This is a genomic window from Amycolatopsis balhimycina FH 1894 (genome assembly GCF_000384295.1).
In the GTDB taxonomy this organism is placed as follows: Bacteria; Actinomycetota; Actinomycetes; order Mycobacteriales; family Pseudonocardiaceae; genus Amycolatopsis; species Amycolatopsis balhimycina.
The window spans coordinates 974,045-989,338 of the sequence record NZ_KB913037.1; the positions used below are offsets into that span (position 1 = coordinate 974,045).

General features: G+C 68.6%; 14 protein-coding genes. 7 read left to right on the plus strand and 7 right to left on the minus strand.

Translation table 11 applies throughout. The annotated features are described in order from the left end of the window. Positions 1-35 precede the first annotated feature (35 nt). A complete protein-coding gene (locus tag A3CE_RS0103600; protein WP_043790660.1) occupies positions 36-1,580 on the minus strand; it encodes an FAD-dependent monooxygenase in 1,545 nt (514 codons plus the stop codon). Between the two features lie 175 nt (positions 1,581-1,755). Here A3CE_RS0103600 and A3CE_RS0103605 point away from each other — a divergent pair, with 175 nt between their 5' ends. From A3CE_RS0103605 to A3CE_RS0103630, 5 genes are all read left to right on the plus strand, one after another. Further along, on the plus strand, positions 1,756-2,130 hold the full coding sequence (locus A3CE_RS0103605; RefSeq protein ID WP_020638693.1) for a hypothetical protein: 375 nt from the start codon (positions 1,756-1,758) through the stop codon (positions 2,128-2,130). A gap of 103 nt (positions 2,131-2,233) precedes the next feature. Continuing rightward, positions 2,234-2,734 carry a TetR/AcrR family transcriptional regulator gene (locus A3CE_RS0103610; RefSeq protein WP_020638694.1) on the plus strand — a complete coding sequence of 167 codons (501 nt, stop codon included), beginning with the start codon at positions 2,234-2,236 and terminating at the stop codon, positions 2,732-2,734. Positions 2,735-2,804: 70 nt separating this feature from the next. Next, on the plus strand, positions 2,805-3,584 hold the full coding sequence (locus tag A3CE_RS0103615; protein ID WP_020638695.1) for an SDR family NAD(P)-dependent oxidoreductase: 780 nt from the start codon (positions 2,805-2,807) through the stop codon (positions 3,582-3,584). Next, positions 3,556-4,233: a carboxymuconolactone decarboxylase family protein gene (locus A3CE_RS53245; RefSeq protein ID WP_125592017.1), complete on the plus strand. Its 678-nt coding sequence runs from the start codon at positions 3,556-3,558 to the stop codon at positions 4,231-4,233. The genes A3CE_RS0103615 and A3CE_RS53245 overlap by 29 nt, the downstream gene beginning before the upstream one ends. Positions 4,234-4,539: 306 nt before the next feature. Beyond that, on the plus strand, positions 4,540-5,151 hold the full coding sequence (locus A3CE_RS0103630) for a TetR/AcrR family transcriptional regulator (protein WP_026468110.1): 612 nt from the start codon (positions 4,540-4,542) through the stop codon (positions 5,149-5,151). A 74-nt stretch (positions 5,152-5,225) separates the two neighbouring features. Here A3CE_RS0103630 and A3CE_RS0103635 read toward each other — a convergent pair whose 3' ends face one another. Further along, positions 5,226-6,119 carry an amidohydrolase family protein gene (locus A3CE_RS0103635; protein WP_020638699.1) on the minus strand — a complete coding sequence of 298 codons (894 nt, stop codon included), beginning with the start codon at positions 6,117-6,119 and terminating at the stop codon, positions 5,226-5,228. 360 nt (positions 6,120-6,479) lie between these two features. Then, complete coding sequence (locus A3CE_RS53250) at positions 6,480-7,109, minus strand: TetR/AcrR family transcriptional regulator (RefSeq protein ID WP_020638701.1); 630 nt, start codon at positions 7,107-7,109, stop codon at positions 6,480-6,482. A 76-nt stretch (positions 7,110-7,185) separates the two neighbouring features. Here A3CE_RS53250 and A3CE_RS0103650 point away from each other — a divergent pair, with 76 nt between their 5' ends. Continuing rightward, positions 7,186-8,163 carry an amidohydrolase family protein gene (locus A3CE_RS0103650; RefSeq protein ID WP_020638702.1) on the plus strand — a complete coding sequence of 326 codons (978 nt, stop codon included), beginning with the start codon at positions 7,186-7,188 and terminating at the stop codon, positions 8,161-8,163. A gap of 58 nt (positions 8,164-8,221) precedes the next feature. Further along, entirely contained in the window at positions 8,222-9,181 is a 960-nt protein-coding gene (locus A3CE_RS0103655) for an amidohydrolase family protein (RefSeq protein ID WP_020638703.1), read from the plus strand. 43 nt (positions 9,182-9,224) lie between these two features. Here A3CE_RS0103655 and A3CE_RS0103660 read toward each other — a convergent pair whose 3' ends face one another. The 4 genes from A3CE_RS0103660 to A3CE_RS49935 form a co-directional block, all read right to left on the minus strand. After that, complete coding sequence (locus tag A3CE_RS0103660; protein WP_020638704.1) at positions 9,225-10,178, minus strand: alpha/beta hydrolase fold domain-containing protein; 954 nt, start codon at positions 10,176-10,178, stop codon at positions 9,225-9,227. Between the two features lie 18 nt (positions 10,179-10,196). Next, positions 10,197-12,614: a glycoside hydrolase family 3 C-terminal domain-containing protein gene (locus A3CE_RS0103665; RefSeq protein ID WP_169523914.1), complete on the minus strand. Its 2,418-nt coding sequence runs from the start codon at positions 12,612-12,614 to the stop codon at positions 10,197-10,199. 85 nt (positions 12,615-12,699) lie between these two features. Then, on the minus strand, positions 12,700-12,903 hold the full coding sequence (locus tag A3CE_RS58280) for an alpha-L-rhamnosidase C-terminal domain-containing protein (RefSeq protein WP_245589417.1): 204 nt from the start codon (positions 12,901-12,903) through the stop codon (positions 12,700-12,702). Continuing rightward, positions 12,900-15,290 (minus strand): family 78 glycoside hydrolase catalytic domain, encoded by a 2,391-nt coding sequence (locus A3CE_RS49935; protein ID WP_483756902.1) that lies wholly within the window; start codon positions 15,288-15,290, stop codon positions 12,900-12,902. The genes A3CE_RS58280 and A3CE_RS49935 overlap by 4 nt, the downstream gene beginning before the upstream one ends. Between the last annotated feature and the right edge of the window lie 4 nt (positions 15,291-15,294).

Sequence of the window (15,294 nt, forward strand, 5' to 3'; positions counted from 1 at the left end):
CGAACATCCGAAGAATTTCTCCTGCAACCGCGCGCTCATGACCCGTCGCCTGTGCGGACGAGGTCCGCGCGGCCGGTTACGATGCCGTCCGCGGCGTGCCGCAGGTGTTCCGGGCTCGCCGTGACCTCGACGACGGCGGAGAGCTCCGTCTTGATCCGCTCCCCGACGGCCAGGCGGTCGAGGAGGGCACTGCGCGAGTCCGCGCCGATGAGGCGAATGGTGTGGACGCCTCGCCGGAGGAACTCCCTTGCCTGCGCCAAAAGTTCGTCGGCGGCGAGCCCCCAGGCGTCCCCGGAGGTCACCTCGATGGACGCCGTGGGCTCGGCAGACCCGGAGTGCCCGTGCCGCCGTGCCTCCAACGGCCGGCCGAGCACCCAGTCGGTGATCCCCGAGCCGGGCACCTCGCTCGGCGCCACATCGGCGAAGTCCGCGAGGGCCAGCCTCACGAGCTGCGGGTCCGAGACGGCCAGGTCGTCGAGGGAGACGGCTCCGGAGCGGCTGAGGTAGGCCACGGCCAAGCGGGCGGGAGTGAGGTGCCGGCGGACTTCGAAGGACTCCCACCACAGCTGGCTGCGGGTGGCGCGTTCCTGGAGCCGTTCGACCTCGGGACGCCGGGTGGCCTCGAAGCGCTCGAGGGCGCCGGACACCGGTTCGTCCGAGACGGTCGTCACCGCATCGGCGAGGGCGATCGCGCTCTCCATCGCGATCTTCGTGCCGGACCCCAGGGAGGGATGGGCGGTAGCCGCCGCGTCACCCAGCAGCACGATCTTGCCGTGGTGCCAGCGGGTGCAGCGCACGGTGTTGAACGATCCCCACCGTGACCGGTTGCCGATGAAGGAACCACCGCCGAGCAACTCGGAGAACGCCCTGGACAGGTACTCCAGGGCCGCCTCGTCCGACTGACCCTCGCCGGCCCACTGCCGGTCGCCGAATCCGGCCTTCGCCAAAGTCGAAGCAGACGCGTCGATGACGAAGCTGGACAGCCCCTCACCGTAGGGATAGCCGTGGGCGACGAAGAGCCCGTCCGGCGTCGTCACCGGCATGAAGATCCCGCCGTCGAGCGGTACTTCGGCGCCGCACCAGATGAGCCTGCCGCGGCCCCGGGTGACCTGGGCGCCGAACTCCTGACGGAAGTGGTTGCGGGTGGCGCTGGAGACCCCGTCGGCGGCGATCACGAGGTCCGCGTCTCCGAGTACTTCGGCGGCCGTGCACGACCGGCCGATCTCCACGCGAACGCCCGCCTCGCGTGCCCCCTTCAGCAGCAGCCGGAGCAATTGCGCGCGAGCGATCGCGCCACTGTGGAACCGGCCGAGCCGCGCCTCGCCCTGCGGAAGCCGGAAGCCGCCGGAAGAGAACCGGTACGCGGCGTCCGTGATGCTCCGATGCATGTCCGGGTCGGCCTGCTCCAGTGCCCTGAGCAGGCCACCCGTGAGGCCGATCGCGAAACCGAAGGTCTCCTCGGGAGGGTTCCTCTCGTACACGTGGACGTGCCAGCCGGGGCATCGAAGGGCCAGCAGCCGGGCCACGAAGAGACCCGCGGGACCGCCGCCGAGCACGTGCACACGTCGAGCTGCTGCCATGTTCCAGGAGTACCGCCGTCTGACGTTAATGTCAATAATTCGCCGCAGGAGTCATCCGCGAACGACCCCACGTGACGAGCAACACGGGAACCCTCGCCAAAACGGACCCGTGGGTCCGCTACCATCGAACCGGACCCACGGGTCCACTTGAGCTCCCGGCGTGAGGATTCCCGCAATGAGTCATGCCTGTATCAGCGAAGCCCTTCAGGCCCTGCTCTTCGAGCCCGACCTCGAACTGCACCAGGTCCTCGATCAGTACTACGCACCCGACTACACACACCGCATCGACGGAAAGACGCTGAACCGCGACGAGTTCGCCAAGGTGATCCGTCGCGTGCGCAGCCAGGTCACCGGAGGCGCGGTCACCGTGCTCGACGAGCTCTGCGATGGCGTCACCTACGCCGAGCGGCACACCATCCGGCTGAGCCTCGCGGACGGTTCACTTCACCACCGGGAGATCGCGGTCTTCGGCACCTTCGCCGACGATGGTCGCTTCCGGCGTCTGAGCGAGAGCGGCTTCGACATCGATCGACCTGACCAGACTCTTTGATGGGCAGGGGTTTCGTCCTGTGAATTCGCCCGAGAATCCCGGACCGGCTCGGCACGCGACTGCCTCACCGGGACGGGCAGACGCCCGCCGCAACCACGAACGGGTGATCACCGCCGCGATCGACCTGTTCCGCGAACACGGGGCGCTGGTCACGATTCCCCAGGTCGCCGCGAAAGCTCAGGTCGGCAAAGCAACGGTGTACCGAAGCTTTCCCACCAAGGAGGACTTGCTCGAGTCGATCACGCAACTGGGCTTGGACGAGCTCGCACGACGCACAGCGAAGGCACGGCGCGAGGCCGACCCCTACGAGGGGTTCCGCGTCTATGTTTTCGAACTTTTCGATGTCCTGGCCCACGATCGCCTACTGGCCGAACGGCTCGCGGATGCTGTTTCCCAGACCGCCCTTCCACTCCTGGAGCCGCTGATCGAGGTCATGGAGAACGCTCGGGCGACCGGAAAACTGCGTGCGGACGCCACGCCGCGGGACGTGCGTGTGCTCTTGTGCGGCGCGGCACTGCAGCTGGTGCGATTCGGAGAACGTGACCCCGCAGTCTGGCACCGATATGGGGACATGGTGCTACAGGCGCTATGCCATCGCCCCTGAATTGACCGTCCTAACGGGACAGCGCCAATCTCATCGCACTGCGGTGTCGATCAAATGAGGAGAACATGTCATGGATTTGAGACTGAAGGACAAACGCGCGGTGGTCACCGGCGGCAGCCGGGGCATCGGCCTGGCAGTGGGCCGGGCTCTCGCCCAGGAAGGCGCCGATGTCGCACTCGTCGGCCGCAATGCGCAGGCGGCGGTCGAGCAGGCCACTCTGCTCGCCGCCGACACCGGGGCACGCGTGATCGGGATCGGCGCGGACACCGGTGACGACGCCTCGGTAGCCGCCATGGCCGCCACCGCCATCGAGCAACTGGGCGGCGTCGACATCCTGGTCAACAACGCGGCCATGACCAACCCCGGCGTGATCGCGGAGTCGGCGCTGGAAGCGGAGATCAACGTCAAGGTACGGGGCTATCTGCGTTGTGCCAGGGCGTTCGCGCCCGGCATGGTCGAGCGCGGCTGGGGCCGGATCATCAACGTCGGCGGCATCGCCGCGCGGCGCACCGGCTCGGTAACCGGCTCGGTACGCAACATCGCCGTTGCCGCGCTGACCAAGAACCTCGCCGACGAACTGGGTCCACGTGGCGTGAACGTCACCGTCGTACACCCCGGCCCCACCAGCAGCGACACCGCAACCAAGGCGCTCGCCGCCAATGCCGAGTCCCGCGGGCTGACGCCGGAGGAGGTCGAACGCGAGTTCAGCGCGGCGATCTCGATCGGCCGGATCGTCACCCCGGACGAGGTCGCCGCAGTGGTCGCGTTCCTGGCCAGCCCGCGCAGTGTCGCGCTCAACGGCGATCCGATCATCGCCAGCGGTGGTGATCTCGGTCCGATCTATTACTGATCTCCTGGCCACAAGCCGTCCACCGGCCGACGCGAACGAGCTCCGGACCGGTCCGAACCACATCGACCACACACGAATTGAAGGGCGGGCAACCATGGCTCGTATCGGCTATCCGGAACTTCCCGCGGACGAGGTGACAGTCAACATCGTCCGCATGCTCAGGCATTCAGCCGATATCGGCTCCGCCGTCAACAAGTTGGGCGCAGCCCAGTTCGCCGCGGGAGCACTGCCCGCGGTCGACCGTGAGCTGGTCATCATGAACAGCGGCGTAGCGTTCTCGGCCCCGTACGAATGGGAGCAACACATCTCCATCTCACGATCGGCGGGAGTCACCGACGCCCAGCGCGACGCGCTGGCCGCCCGCGACCTCAGTTCCAGCGAGTTCACCGAGGCCCAGCGCACCCTGCTCGCGTTTGCCGACAGCGCCGCACGATCACCCGAGGTGCCGGACGAGATCTTCGAGGCGGCGCGCGGCCACTACACCGACCAACAACTGGTCGAGACCGTCATCATGGTCGGTTTCTACTTCCTCATTGCCCGCGTGAGCACCGTCTTCCAGCTGGAGATCGACCCACCCGACGACAGCTCGGTGCTCAGCACGATCGTGGACGAATACAAGACTTCCCAACAGCACATTCCGACATCTTGAGAAAGCGCCGGGATGAACCGACCCCCGACGCCTGGGGCCGTGATGTTGACTTGGCGCTGCTGGAGGCCCTGCTGGCCTCCACTGACGCCGGCGGGATTCGGACCGTGCAGTCCGGCGTCTTCCCGGAGAACACTGCCGACCTTGCTCGCCATGTCAAAGTGGGCACCGAGCTGCCGAACTTCGCTGCTGCCGGGCTGAAGCCCCTTGGCAGTATCCGCCGTACCGGCCGGACGACGCCCCGTCCTGGGTGCCTCGCTGACGCGGCCGGGTTGCCGGTAGCCGAGACGCGCACATAACCTCGCGCCCATGACCAGCGAGCAGACCGCCCAGTCCGGGGCGGCGTCCCGGGGCAGGCCGAGAGACCCCGCGGTGGAGAGCGCGATCCTCAGGGCGACCTTGGAGCGGCTGGCGGCGGACGGATACGCGCGCACGTCGCTCGGAGACATCGCCAAGGCGGCCGGCGTCACGCGTCCGACGATCTACCTGCGCTGGGCGAACCTGCACGAGCTCGTGGTCGATGCGCTCGGTCTGATCGCACCGGGCGCGGCCGGTGCCGATGTGGACGGACTCGACCCGCAGGACGCCCTCAAGGCAGCCATGCGCGCGGTGATGCCGGAAGAGGTGCGGGAGCGGGGCCTGGGTCTGATGGGCCACATCCTGGCTGACGCCGGACGCCACCCGGACCTGCTGGAGATCTTCCGGGAGCGGACGATCGCTCCGCAGCTGAACATCCTGATCGACACGATGCGGCAGTTGCAGGACCACGGCTCGGTCAAGGCGGACGTCGACGTCGAGGTCCTGGCCGACCTGTGCCTGGGCAGCTACCTCGCGACCTTCCTTCGCACCGGCGAGCTCGATCCCGCCGAGGCCGACCGGGTGATCGACACCCTGTGGCCGTTGATCAGCACCGACGGCTGAAACCCCTCCCCGGCGATGACGCGGCAGGCCGCGGCGGAAGGTTCCGCCGCGGCCTGCCGGCATTGCTGCCCGGGTTAGGACCCGAGACCGAGCAGTGTGGCGGCGTTGCCACCGGCCACCTTCTGTTTGTCGGCGGGCGCGAGCGGCAGCGCGTCGAGCACGGCGCGGACCGGACCCATCTGGGTGAGCGGGTAGTCGACGCTGAACAGGACCCGGTCGACGCCGAAGACCTGCAGGGCGCACAGGACGGGCGGCAGCGCGGTGAGGGCGCTGGTGGTCACCCAGAAGTTCCGCAGGAAGTAGGCGGACGGCAGTTCCGCGAGCCCGGTCCGTTCCGGGAGCAGGAATTCGTCGATGCGGGCCATCATGAAGGGCAGCATTTCCCCGCCGTGCCCCAGGACCACGCGCAGATCCGGGTGGCGCTCGAAGACGCCGGCCAGGACCATGCGCAGGCTGTGGAGCCCGAGTTCGGAGTGCCAGCCCCAGGAGGCCGTCTCGAGGAGGTGGCCGACGACCGGCGTGAAGCCGTCGAACAGCAGGTTCCGCAGGGCCTGCGGCGGTGCGGCAGGGTGGAGGTAGAGCGGCACGCCGAGCTGTTCGATCCGGGCGAGCAGCGGCTCGAACCGGGGGTCGTCCAGGAAGGCGCCGTTGGTGCCGAATGTGCTGTTCACCAGTGCCCCGGCGAGGCCGAGCTCGCTCACGGCCCGGTCCAGTTCGTCCGCGGCGGCTCGGGGGTCGTCCGTGGGCAGCGCGGCCCATCCCATGAATCGCGTCGGGTGTTCCCGCACGGCCTTGGCCAGCAGGTCGTTGGAGTTCCGGGCGGTCTGCACCGCCTCCTGACCGGTGAGCAGTTGCACGCCGGGCGAGAGGAGGGAAAGGACCTGGATGTCGATTCCGTGGGCGTCCATCTCCTGGAGCCGCCCTTCGCCGAGGTCGTCGAGTTGGCCGGCCAGCCAGTCCCCCTGCATCTCAGGGACCCACTTGCTGACTGCCGGAACTCCAAAGTGTTCTTCAAGGGTGATCGTCTTCATGTCCCCATCGTGCGATTCATTTACAGCCTAGTCAAGTAAATTATTATGAGGCCGGACACCAGACGCCGGCTTCGGCTCCGGTCGCGCCCGACCGGGCCGGCCGGATCGTGAGGAGCCGGCCGCCGCAGCAGCGCAGCACATCGGTCCACTGCCCGGCGAAGACGTTCTCTTCGCGCTCCAGCGGTTGCGGTAGAACGAGGCGACGATCCGGACTTTCCTCCCGGATCATCCGGTGACCCGCCCGGCCGGCGTTGCCGGGATGAGCCTTGTCCCTGGCGGCACGCCTTCCTGCGTTGCCTATGGGTGTCCGGCACCACTCGCGAATCCGGCCAGCACGAGCGCGATTGCGGCGTCCACCTCGGCCGTGAGCGCCCCGTGCGGCGGAGCCTCTTGGGAGAGCCGTCGCACGACTGCGCCCTGGAAGACGTCGTAGAGCACGTCCACGGTCAGGGCGGGATCGACAGAGGGTGCCGGTCCGTTGTCCGGCCGCTCCCGTTGAGAGGCGAGCAGCCAGTCGCGCAGTTCCGCGGAAAGCTGCGAGCGGTGGGCCGGTGCGCCGTGTCCGCGCAGCAGCCCGGTTGTCATCTGCCGGGTCTCGTCCCAGTCCCGCTCCGCCCGCAGGGCCAGCTCGTGGAAATACGCCCGCACCCGGTCTGCGGCGGAGGCGATGTGGTCGACGTCGCGGACCAGAGCGAACACCGACTCCCCGACTCGTACGGCCCACTCGGTGGCGATGTCCGACTTCGCGGGGAAGTGATTGAACGCGGTCCGCCGGACCACGCCGGCCTCGGCCGCGATCTCGTCCATCGTGGCGGCGTCGTAGCCGCGCGATGCGAACACCTTGATCGCTGCCGCGTAGACGCGCTCCCGGTTGACCTGGGCGTTGCGCGTCCTGCCGTCTTGCTTCTCACCCTCCGCCTGCCTCATGTTGACATTATTGCACTCCAGTGCAACCATCGAACTTGTTGCACTGGAGTGCAATTTGATGTGAGGAGAACGCGTCATGGACAAGATCAACGGCTGGGTGGACATCCACGCGCATTTCACCCCGCCGACCACGGCCGAGGCCCGGGAAACCCAGTGGCGCCAACTGAGGGACGCACACCTCCTGACGCCCGAGCCCCACCACTGGCGACCCGAGATGATGCTCGCCGCCATGGACGGCCTCGGCATCGCCACGCAGATGCTCAGCCCGGCACTACTCGATGCCCCGCTTCCGCAACTGCGCGCCTGGAACGACTACGGTGCCCAGCTCGTCGCCGACCACCCCGGCCGCTTCGGCCTGCTCGCCGGCTTGCCCACGGACGACCCCGACGCAGCTCTGGCCGAGATCGCGCGTGGCGACACCGAAACTCACCCTGACGGCTACATCCTGTTCACCCGCTGGGCAGGTGTCGCGCTCGGGGACCCACGTCTGGCGCCGATATGGGAGGAGCTCGACCGGCGCTCGGCCGTGCTGTTCGTCCATCCGAGCGCCGTAGCGCCCGTGTTCCGGCAGACCGCCGTCCTGGTCGAGTTTCCGTTCGAGACCACCCGGACCGTTGTGGACCTGCTCTACGCAGGATTCTTCCGCCGGTACCCCCGTCTCACCGTCGTCCTCGCCCACTGCGGCGGCGCCCTGCCCGCGCTCTCCGGCCGCCTCGGGCTGCTGGGGGCGGAGGAGTACGTGTTCAACCCACTGGGCCTGACCGCCGAGGACATCCGCACCGACCTGGCGAAGCTCTACCTCGACACCGCCGCGTCCGGCACCGACGCCAACCTCGCCGCAGCAGTCACGATGGTGCCCCGCGACCACATCGTCTACGGGGCCGACGCCGGAGTCCCCTGCTCGAACGAGAACAACATGAAACGCAACATCGACGCGCTCCGGAACTCCCACGTCCTCGCACCGCAAGAAGTCGAGGAACTCGGCCGCCGAGCCTTCGACCTCTTCCCCGCAGCCGCCCAACGCCACCGCGACGCCATCGCAGCACCAGCCTGAGAGGCCGACGAATCCGACTGGACAGTGAACTACACGGACCAACCAATTTAGGACAACCATGCGCATCGACGTGCACGCTCACCTGTGGAGCGAGCAGTATCTGGAGCAACTGGGCGGAGGCGGCGAGCTCACGCAAGCCCAGCGGGGGCTGGGCGCCGGAGCGACCGACGAGGACCTGGCCGCCCGGTTCGCTCAGATGGACGCGGCGGGGGTCGACGTCCAGATCCTGTCGGCCACACCGTTCTCGCCCCATCTGCCCGACGAGGCGGCCGCCGTCCGCGCCGCCCGGACCGGCAACGACGAGTACACCGCCGTCGTCGCCGAGCACCCGGACCGGTTCCGCGCCTTCGCCGCCCTGCCGCTGCCGCACGTCGACGCCTCGATCAAGGAGCTCACCCGAGCCCTGGACGACCTGGGCATGGCCGGCGTGGGGATCACCACCTCCGTGCTCGGCCGCGGCCTCGACGACCCGGCCTTCGAGCCGGTGTACGAGGAACTGAACCGGCGCGGCAGCGTGCTGTACGTGCACCCGGCCGGCGCCGGGGCCGGCTCGGACCTGATCGCCGGCCACAACCTGACCTGGTCGATCGGCGCCCCCATCGAGGACACGGTGGCGGTCATGCAGCTGATCCTGGCCGGCATCCCCAGCCGCTACCCCGACATGAAGATCATCATCTCGCACCTCGGCGGCGCGCTGCCGATGGTGCTCAACCGCGCCGACCACCAGGTCCCGTGGGAGTCCCCCGGCACACCCGAACTGCCCAGCGTCGCCGCCCGCCGGATGTGGTTCGACACCGTCGCGCACGACCACGCCCCGGCACTGCGGGCCGCCGTCGACACCCTGGGCGCGGACCGCCTGGTACTCGGCACCGACTTCCCGTTCCAGGCCAAAGCCGAGTACCAATCGGCGATCGACTACATCAGCCGGGCCGTGAGCGCCGAGCAGGCGACCACCATCCTGGACACCAACGCAGCCGCGATCTTCGGGCTCCAGGCAGGGCATGATCGCCGGCTGTGACGTGCGTCTGCCTTACCTGATCTTCCACCCCGGGCCGGAGGGGTCAGGCGGTGCGATCTCGGCCGGTGCGCGCCATGTCCCTGAGGGCACCGGCGAGGTACTCGAGTGACAAATCCACCTCTCGCAGGGACGGGGTCCGGTTGAGGTGACCGTGGGGCATGCCGGTGGCGAGGTACGCGTCCGCCGCCACCCCCACCTCGGCCAGCTGCTCGAGGAGCAGCTCCCCGGAGCCTCGCAGGTCGTCCAGCTCACTGAGCACCACGCTTGTCGGCGGCAAGCCCGAGAGGTCAGCTGCACCGGGTATCGCGTCGGCAGGCAGGTCGGAGATGCGCCCGACGTAGTTGCGCACCGTCTCCGCGATCGTTGCCGGCTCGAAACGCATCGCCAGCGGCAGCAGCTGCATGTCGGCCGCGGTGCTGCTGTCGAGCGCAGGGACCGGGAAGTGCGCGAAGGGGTACGCCAGCAACAACCGGTCCGGCCGGCGAGGCGAGGCGCGGTGGCGAAGAGCCGTCGAGAGCGCGAGCGTGGCGCCGGCGCTCGCACCACCGAGTGCGTAGGAGCCGGCCTCCGGACAGCCCTGGTCGACCACCCAGCACCACGCTGCTTCCGCGTCGTCGACGGGTACCGGGTACCGCACGCCGTCCCGCGCGAGCCGGTACCCGACCGTCACCACCGTGACGCCCGCTCGGGCCGCCAGTTCGACCGCGACGACGTGCGACTCGGGCATGTCGACGTCCCCGCCGGAGAACCCGCCTCCGTGCAGCCAGACCAGCACGGTCTCCTGGCCTGCGGGCGATCGGTAGCTGCGGATGGGAATGCGACCGCGCGGACCGTCGATCGTGCGATCCTCGATCGAGACGCCCGGTGGCGTCACCCACGCGGCCGGGTCGACTTCGAACTCGGCAAAGCGGTGGGCCGCGGCCGGGTCGTCACGATCGGCCCAGCTCAGGCCCTCGAGCAGATGGACTTTCGCGGCGAGAAAGGAGTCGAGCGGCACAGCAACCTACTTTCATCACTAGCGAAGGACGGACAGTGCACCGTCGGCAAGCCGTACTGAGATCGCGATCCCGCGATCTTCGGCATCGTCGGCGATCGTCAGCTCGTAGACCCCGTCCTTCTCGACCAGATCGTCGGCACCTTCGTCGTACGACAGCCAAGCCTGCGGCTCGACCACCACGGGAACTTCCACGCTCTCCCCCGGCGCCAGCGACGCGCGCCGGAACGCGACGAGCCGCCGAGGCTCGGTGGCGGTCGTCTCCGGCCGCACGTAGACCTGGATCACGGCTTCCGTCGCCCGGCCCGACGTTTCGCTGACCCGCAAGCGAAGCCGGACCGAGGCTCCTTCGACGTCCGTCCCGATCAACTCGTTCGCATGGGCGCCGTACGAGAGCCCGTGACCGAAGGGGAAGAGCGCCGGCTTGCCGGCGGCGGCGAGGTGGCGGTACCCGACCAGGGTGCCCTCGTCGTAGGCGACAACTTCGGGGAACGAACCGGTGTCCGGGCGACCCGGGAGATCAGCGGTCGCCACCGGGAAGGTCACCGGAAGGCGCCCACCGGGCGCGACGTCGCCGAAGACGATGTCCGCGAGCGCGTTGCCGAACTGTTCGCCCGGATACCACATCTCGAGCACGGCCCCGACTTCGTCGATCCAGGGCATCAGGACCGGCCCCGGCGTGTTGAGCACCACGATCGTCCGGGCGTTCACCGCCGCGATCCGCTCGACTAGGACGTCCTGATCACCAGGAAGGCCCAAGCCCACACGATCCATCCCCTCGCCCGATGCCGCGTTCACGAGGACGATCGCCGCATCGCACCCGGCCGCCACGGCGGCCGCCTCCTCGTGCATGGCCGCCGGGTGCTGCCACCCGAGCCGGACTCCGGGAACGAGGTCCACCTCGGCCATCCCGATCGCGGGCCCGGGCTCGTAGGTCAACTCGAGCAGCACGCCTTGGTGCGCGGGCAGGGTGACAACAGCCTGCAAAGGGCAAGCCGGACCGCCGAGAAATCGGGAAGCCTCCCGCGCCCCGGCCATGACTTTCGTTCCGTTCACTGACAGTTCAGCGTGGCCGCCCACCAGCAACGAGAGCCGATAGTCACCACCCTGCTCGACAGTCAGGAACGTGCGCAGGGTGGCCTTCCAGGCACCCGCCACTCCCTCGGGCGCACCGCTGAACGACATCGTCGAGAGGACGTCTCGACGCTCTTGCTCGACTCCCCGCTCGTCCCGGTACGACAGCACGAGCTCGACGCCGGCACCGGCACCGTCCGGTGTCGTGAAGAGCTCCGCCGGGACGTCGGGCAGCGGTGCGTCTCCGAGGCTGCCCTGCGCGACTGCCAGCCGTACCTGTTCGCCGGCGCGCGCTTGAAGACCGGCGAGAGGCGTGACGAGTCGTTGCGCTTCGAGAGAGACCGAGGCGGAGCCGCCCATGACATAGATCGCGTCGAGACCGGATGGGCCGACGACGGCGATCGAGCCGACGTTTCCGTCGAGCGGAAGCAAACCTTCGACGTTCTTGAGCAGCACGGCTCCACGAGTTGCCACGCGACGGGCGAGATCGCGATGTGCCGCGGTGGATGCGGGACCATCGCTGGTCGCCGTCGCGCGGTCCATCGTCCCGCTCGCGATCATGGCTCGGGCGACTCGACGGACCGAGGGAGCAGGATCGATGCCGCTTCGACGGACGATCTCGGCCGTTCGGCCGGAGTCTCCTTCGATCCCGGGCAGGTCCAGCCCCGCGCGCCAGGCCGACTCGACGTCGCGGACCGCGAAGATGTAGTCGGGCGCGAAGAATCCCAGCCAGCTCCAGCGCCTTCTCGGGATGTCCAAGAGGTCGCTCGACTCGCAGGTGTAGTGGCCGTTCAGCCGGTTGTAGGACCCCATGAAGGCCCAGGCGCCGGCATCGGCGACCCGGCGGAATGGCCAGAGGTAGGTCTCCCAGAGGGCAGCCCTCTCGAGCCGGATGTCGACGCTGTCGCCACGCTCGAGGACTGGTCCCCAGCCGGTGCGGCGGGACTCGAAGTTGTTGGCCACGAAATGCTTGACCATGACGAGGACGCCATTGTCCTGCACTCCGCGCACGTACGCCTCTCCGATACAGGCGACCAGCTCGGGGGCCTCACCGTAGCCTTCGGGGAGCCGTCCGCCCGACGGGTCACGTGCGATGTCCAGACTCGGTCCCAGGAGACAGTTGTGCTGCGCGTGCTTGGCCTCCGCGGCGAGGACCCGTCCGTAGCCGTAGGCCTCCGCCAGGTCGAACGTGGCCGCAAGGGCAACTGCGACCGGCAATGCCGTCGCGCCTTCCACTTCTCGCAGACCGCAGGGGCCATCGGTGTACGCCGGAGCCGGAACTCCCCGTTGCACGAACGGACGGAAGTCGTTGCAGACGATGGATACCAACTCGTCGTAGTCCAAGTCCTCCATGATCGCAGCCACGCGATCCTCCGCTGACAGGCTTTGGTCCGACCATGCTCCGGTCCGGCCGTTCAGTGCGCCTCCCCCAGACTCGGGCATCGTCGTGTCATCGAGTGGCATCGAGAACTCCCGGGTCATCGGCTGGGGCACGGAAGGGGCACTCGAAAGAGTGCGGGCCAGGACCGACCTCGACGGCCGCGCGGCCGGGTAGCCGGACTCGCGCAACGGTGCCGGTGGGCACCACGACGTCCACGGACAACACCTCGCCGGCACGACGCCACGAAACCTCTGCGCGGCCATACGGCGTCACGTGGGCGGTCCTTGCGGACGTGAGGCCACCACCGGGTGTGGCGCGACATCGAGCACGCGATAGCCGGGGGCGCCGGGAGCGAGCCCGCCGACCACGCGGTGCATCCAGTCGGCCACGGCCCCGAACGCGTAGTGGTTGAAGGACGTCATCTCGCCCGGGTTGATACGTCCGTCCGGCAAGAGTGCGTCCCAGCGCTCCCAGATGGTGGTGGCGCCCATGGTGACCGCATAGAGCCACGAGGGAGGTTCCGTCTGGTTCACCATGCCGTACGCGTCGTCAACCGCGCCAATCCTAGTGAGTGCGTCGAGGATCAGTGGCGTCCCCAGGAATCCCGTGGCGATCCGGTGCCCTTTGCTCCGGACCGCTTCCACGAGCTGTTCTGCAGCCACGCGCCGCTCACGGTCGTCGGCCAGCAGTGCGAACTCCAGGGCCAATGCGTACCCGGTTTGCGAGTCACCGAGGAGGCTGCCGTCCTGCCTGACGTAGTTGTCCCGAAAGGCCTGTCGCACCGTTTCGGCAAGGTCGGCGTACTTGGCCGCGTCGGCGTCCTCGCCGAGCAGGGTTGCCACTCGCGAGAGGAGATCGGCCGAGCGCGCGCGGTAGGCGGTAGCGACGAGGATCGGATCGGTCGACGCGGCGGCGGGGTCCTCGGGGGGCGCTGCCGGGTCGAGCCAGTCTCCCAGCTGCGCGGCCGGCTCGTCGAACAATCCCCGGGTTCCCAGGATGTTGGTCACCCCGTCCACCCAGCCGCGCATGCTCGAGTACTGCCGGCGCAGGATTTCCCGGTCTCCGAACCGCTGGTACAAGACCCACGGCACAATCACCGCAGCGTCGCCCCAGCCCGCATAGGGCGTGACCTCGCCCCGGGACCGGTTTATGTCGACCCATGGGACGAACATGGGCACGATGCCTTCGGGAGTCTGATCGGCAGCCAGGTCCTTGAGCCAGGACGAGAGGAATCCGGCACAGTCGTACAGGTAGGCCGCGGTCGGCGCGAACACCTGGATGTCCCCGGTCCAGCCGAGCCGCTCGTCACGCTGCGGGCAGTCGGTGGGAACGTCCAGGAAGTTGCCGCGCATCCCCCACACCACGTTCTCGTGCAACCTCGTGAGCAGCGGGTCGGAGCACTCGAACCAGCCGGTGCGCTCCATGTCCGAGTGGTACACGACCGCCTTGACCGCGTCCGGATCCAGTTTTCCGGACCCGCCGGTCACCTCGGCGTACCGGAAGCCGTGGAAGGTGAACCTCGGCTCCCATGACTCCGCGGTCTCGTCTCCCCGGAGGATGTAGCTGTCCGTCGAGGTGGCGGTGCGCAGGGGTCGCACCGCCGGCTCGCCGTCCTCCAGGACTTCGGCGTGGCGGAGAGTAACGGCGGTGCCCGCGGGGCCACGCACCTTGATGCGGAGCTTTCCGACGAGGTTCTGCCCGAAATCGAGCAGGGCCCGCCCGGAGGAAGAGGCGATCACCTCTCGCACCGCCACTTCCTCGACGGCACGCACGGGCGGACCGTCGGGTGCCACCAGGATGCCGACGTCGAACTCGGCCGGGGAACAAGGAAACCAGTCGGTGTCGTCGAATCCCGGAAGCGACCACCCGGGCGGCTCGAGCCTCGCGTCGTGAAGCTCGCCCTCGTACAAGTCCGCCTTCAGGATCGGGCCCGTAGCGCCGCGCCACGACCCGTCGGTGGCCACGACGATTCGCTCTCCATCCTTGAGCACCACCTCGAGCTGCGCGAGCAGTCCGAGCTGGCTGCCGTAGACGTTTCGCTTGCCTTCAATGAAGGTCAGCCGGCCGCGGAACCATCCGTCGGCCATCCTCGCGCCGAGGACGTTGTCGCCGTCGCGAAGCAGATCGGTCACGTCATAAGTCTGGTAGCGAAGGCGGCGGCGGTAGGTGGTCCAGCCGGGAGTGAACGCCTCGTCGCCGACCGGGCGGCCGTTGATCTCGGCCCGGTACAGCCCGTGCGCCGTGACGTAGAGCCGTGCCGACGCGGCCCCCCTCGGCAGCCGGAACGCACGCCGCACCAAGGGCGCCGGGTCCGCGTGTGGCGTGATCATCCACGCGTTCCAGTCGGCAGGCTCCACCAAGCCGGCCTCGACGATCGACGGATCGCTCCAGGCCGACTTCGTGCCATCGACGCCCCAGACGCGCACCCGGACGGTTTTCCGCTCTCGCGATGTCAACGGTGGGGCCGGCCAAGGCACCAGCACCGACTCAGCCGAGTCCACTCGACGCACATCTGCGTCGATCATCAGCTCGTAACCAGCCTGGCGCCACGACGGGCCCGCGGTGACACGCCACGACAGCCGCGGTGCCGTTTCAGCTACGCCTAGTGCCGATCGGTGCGCTTCGAACCGCACGGGAGACACACGAGGCCCTTCGGACACGACA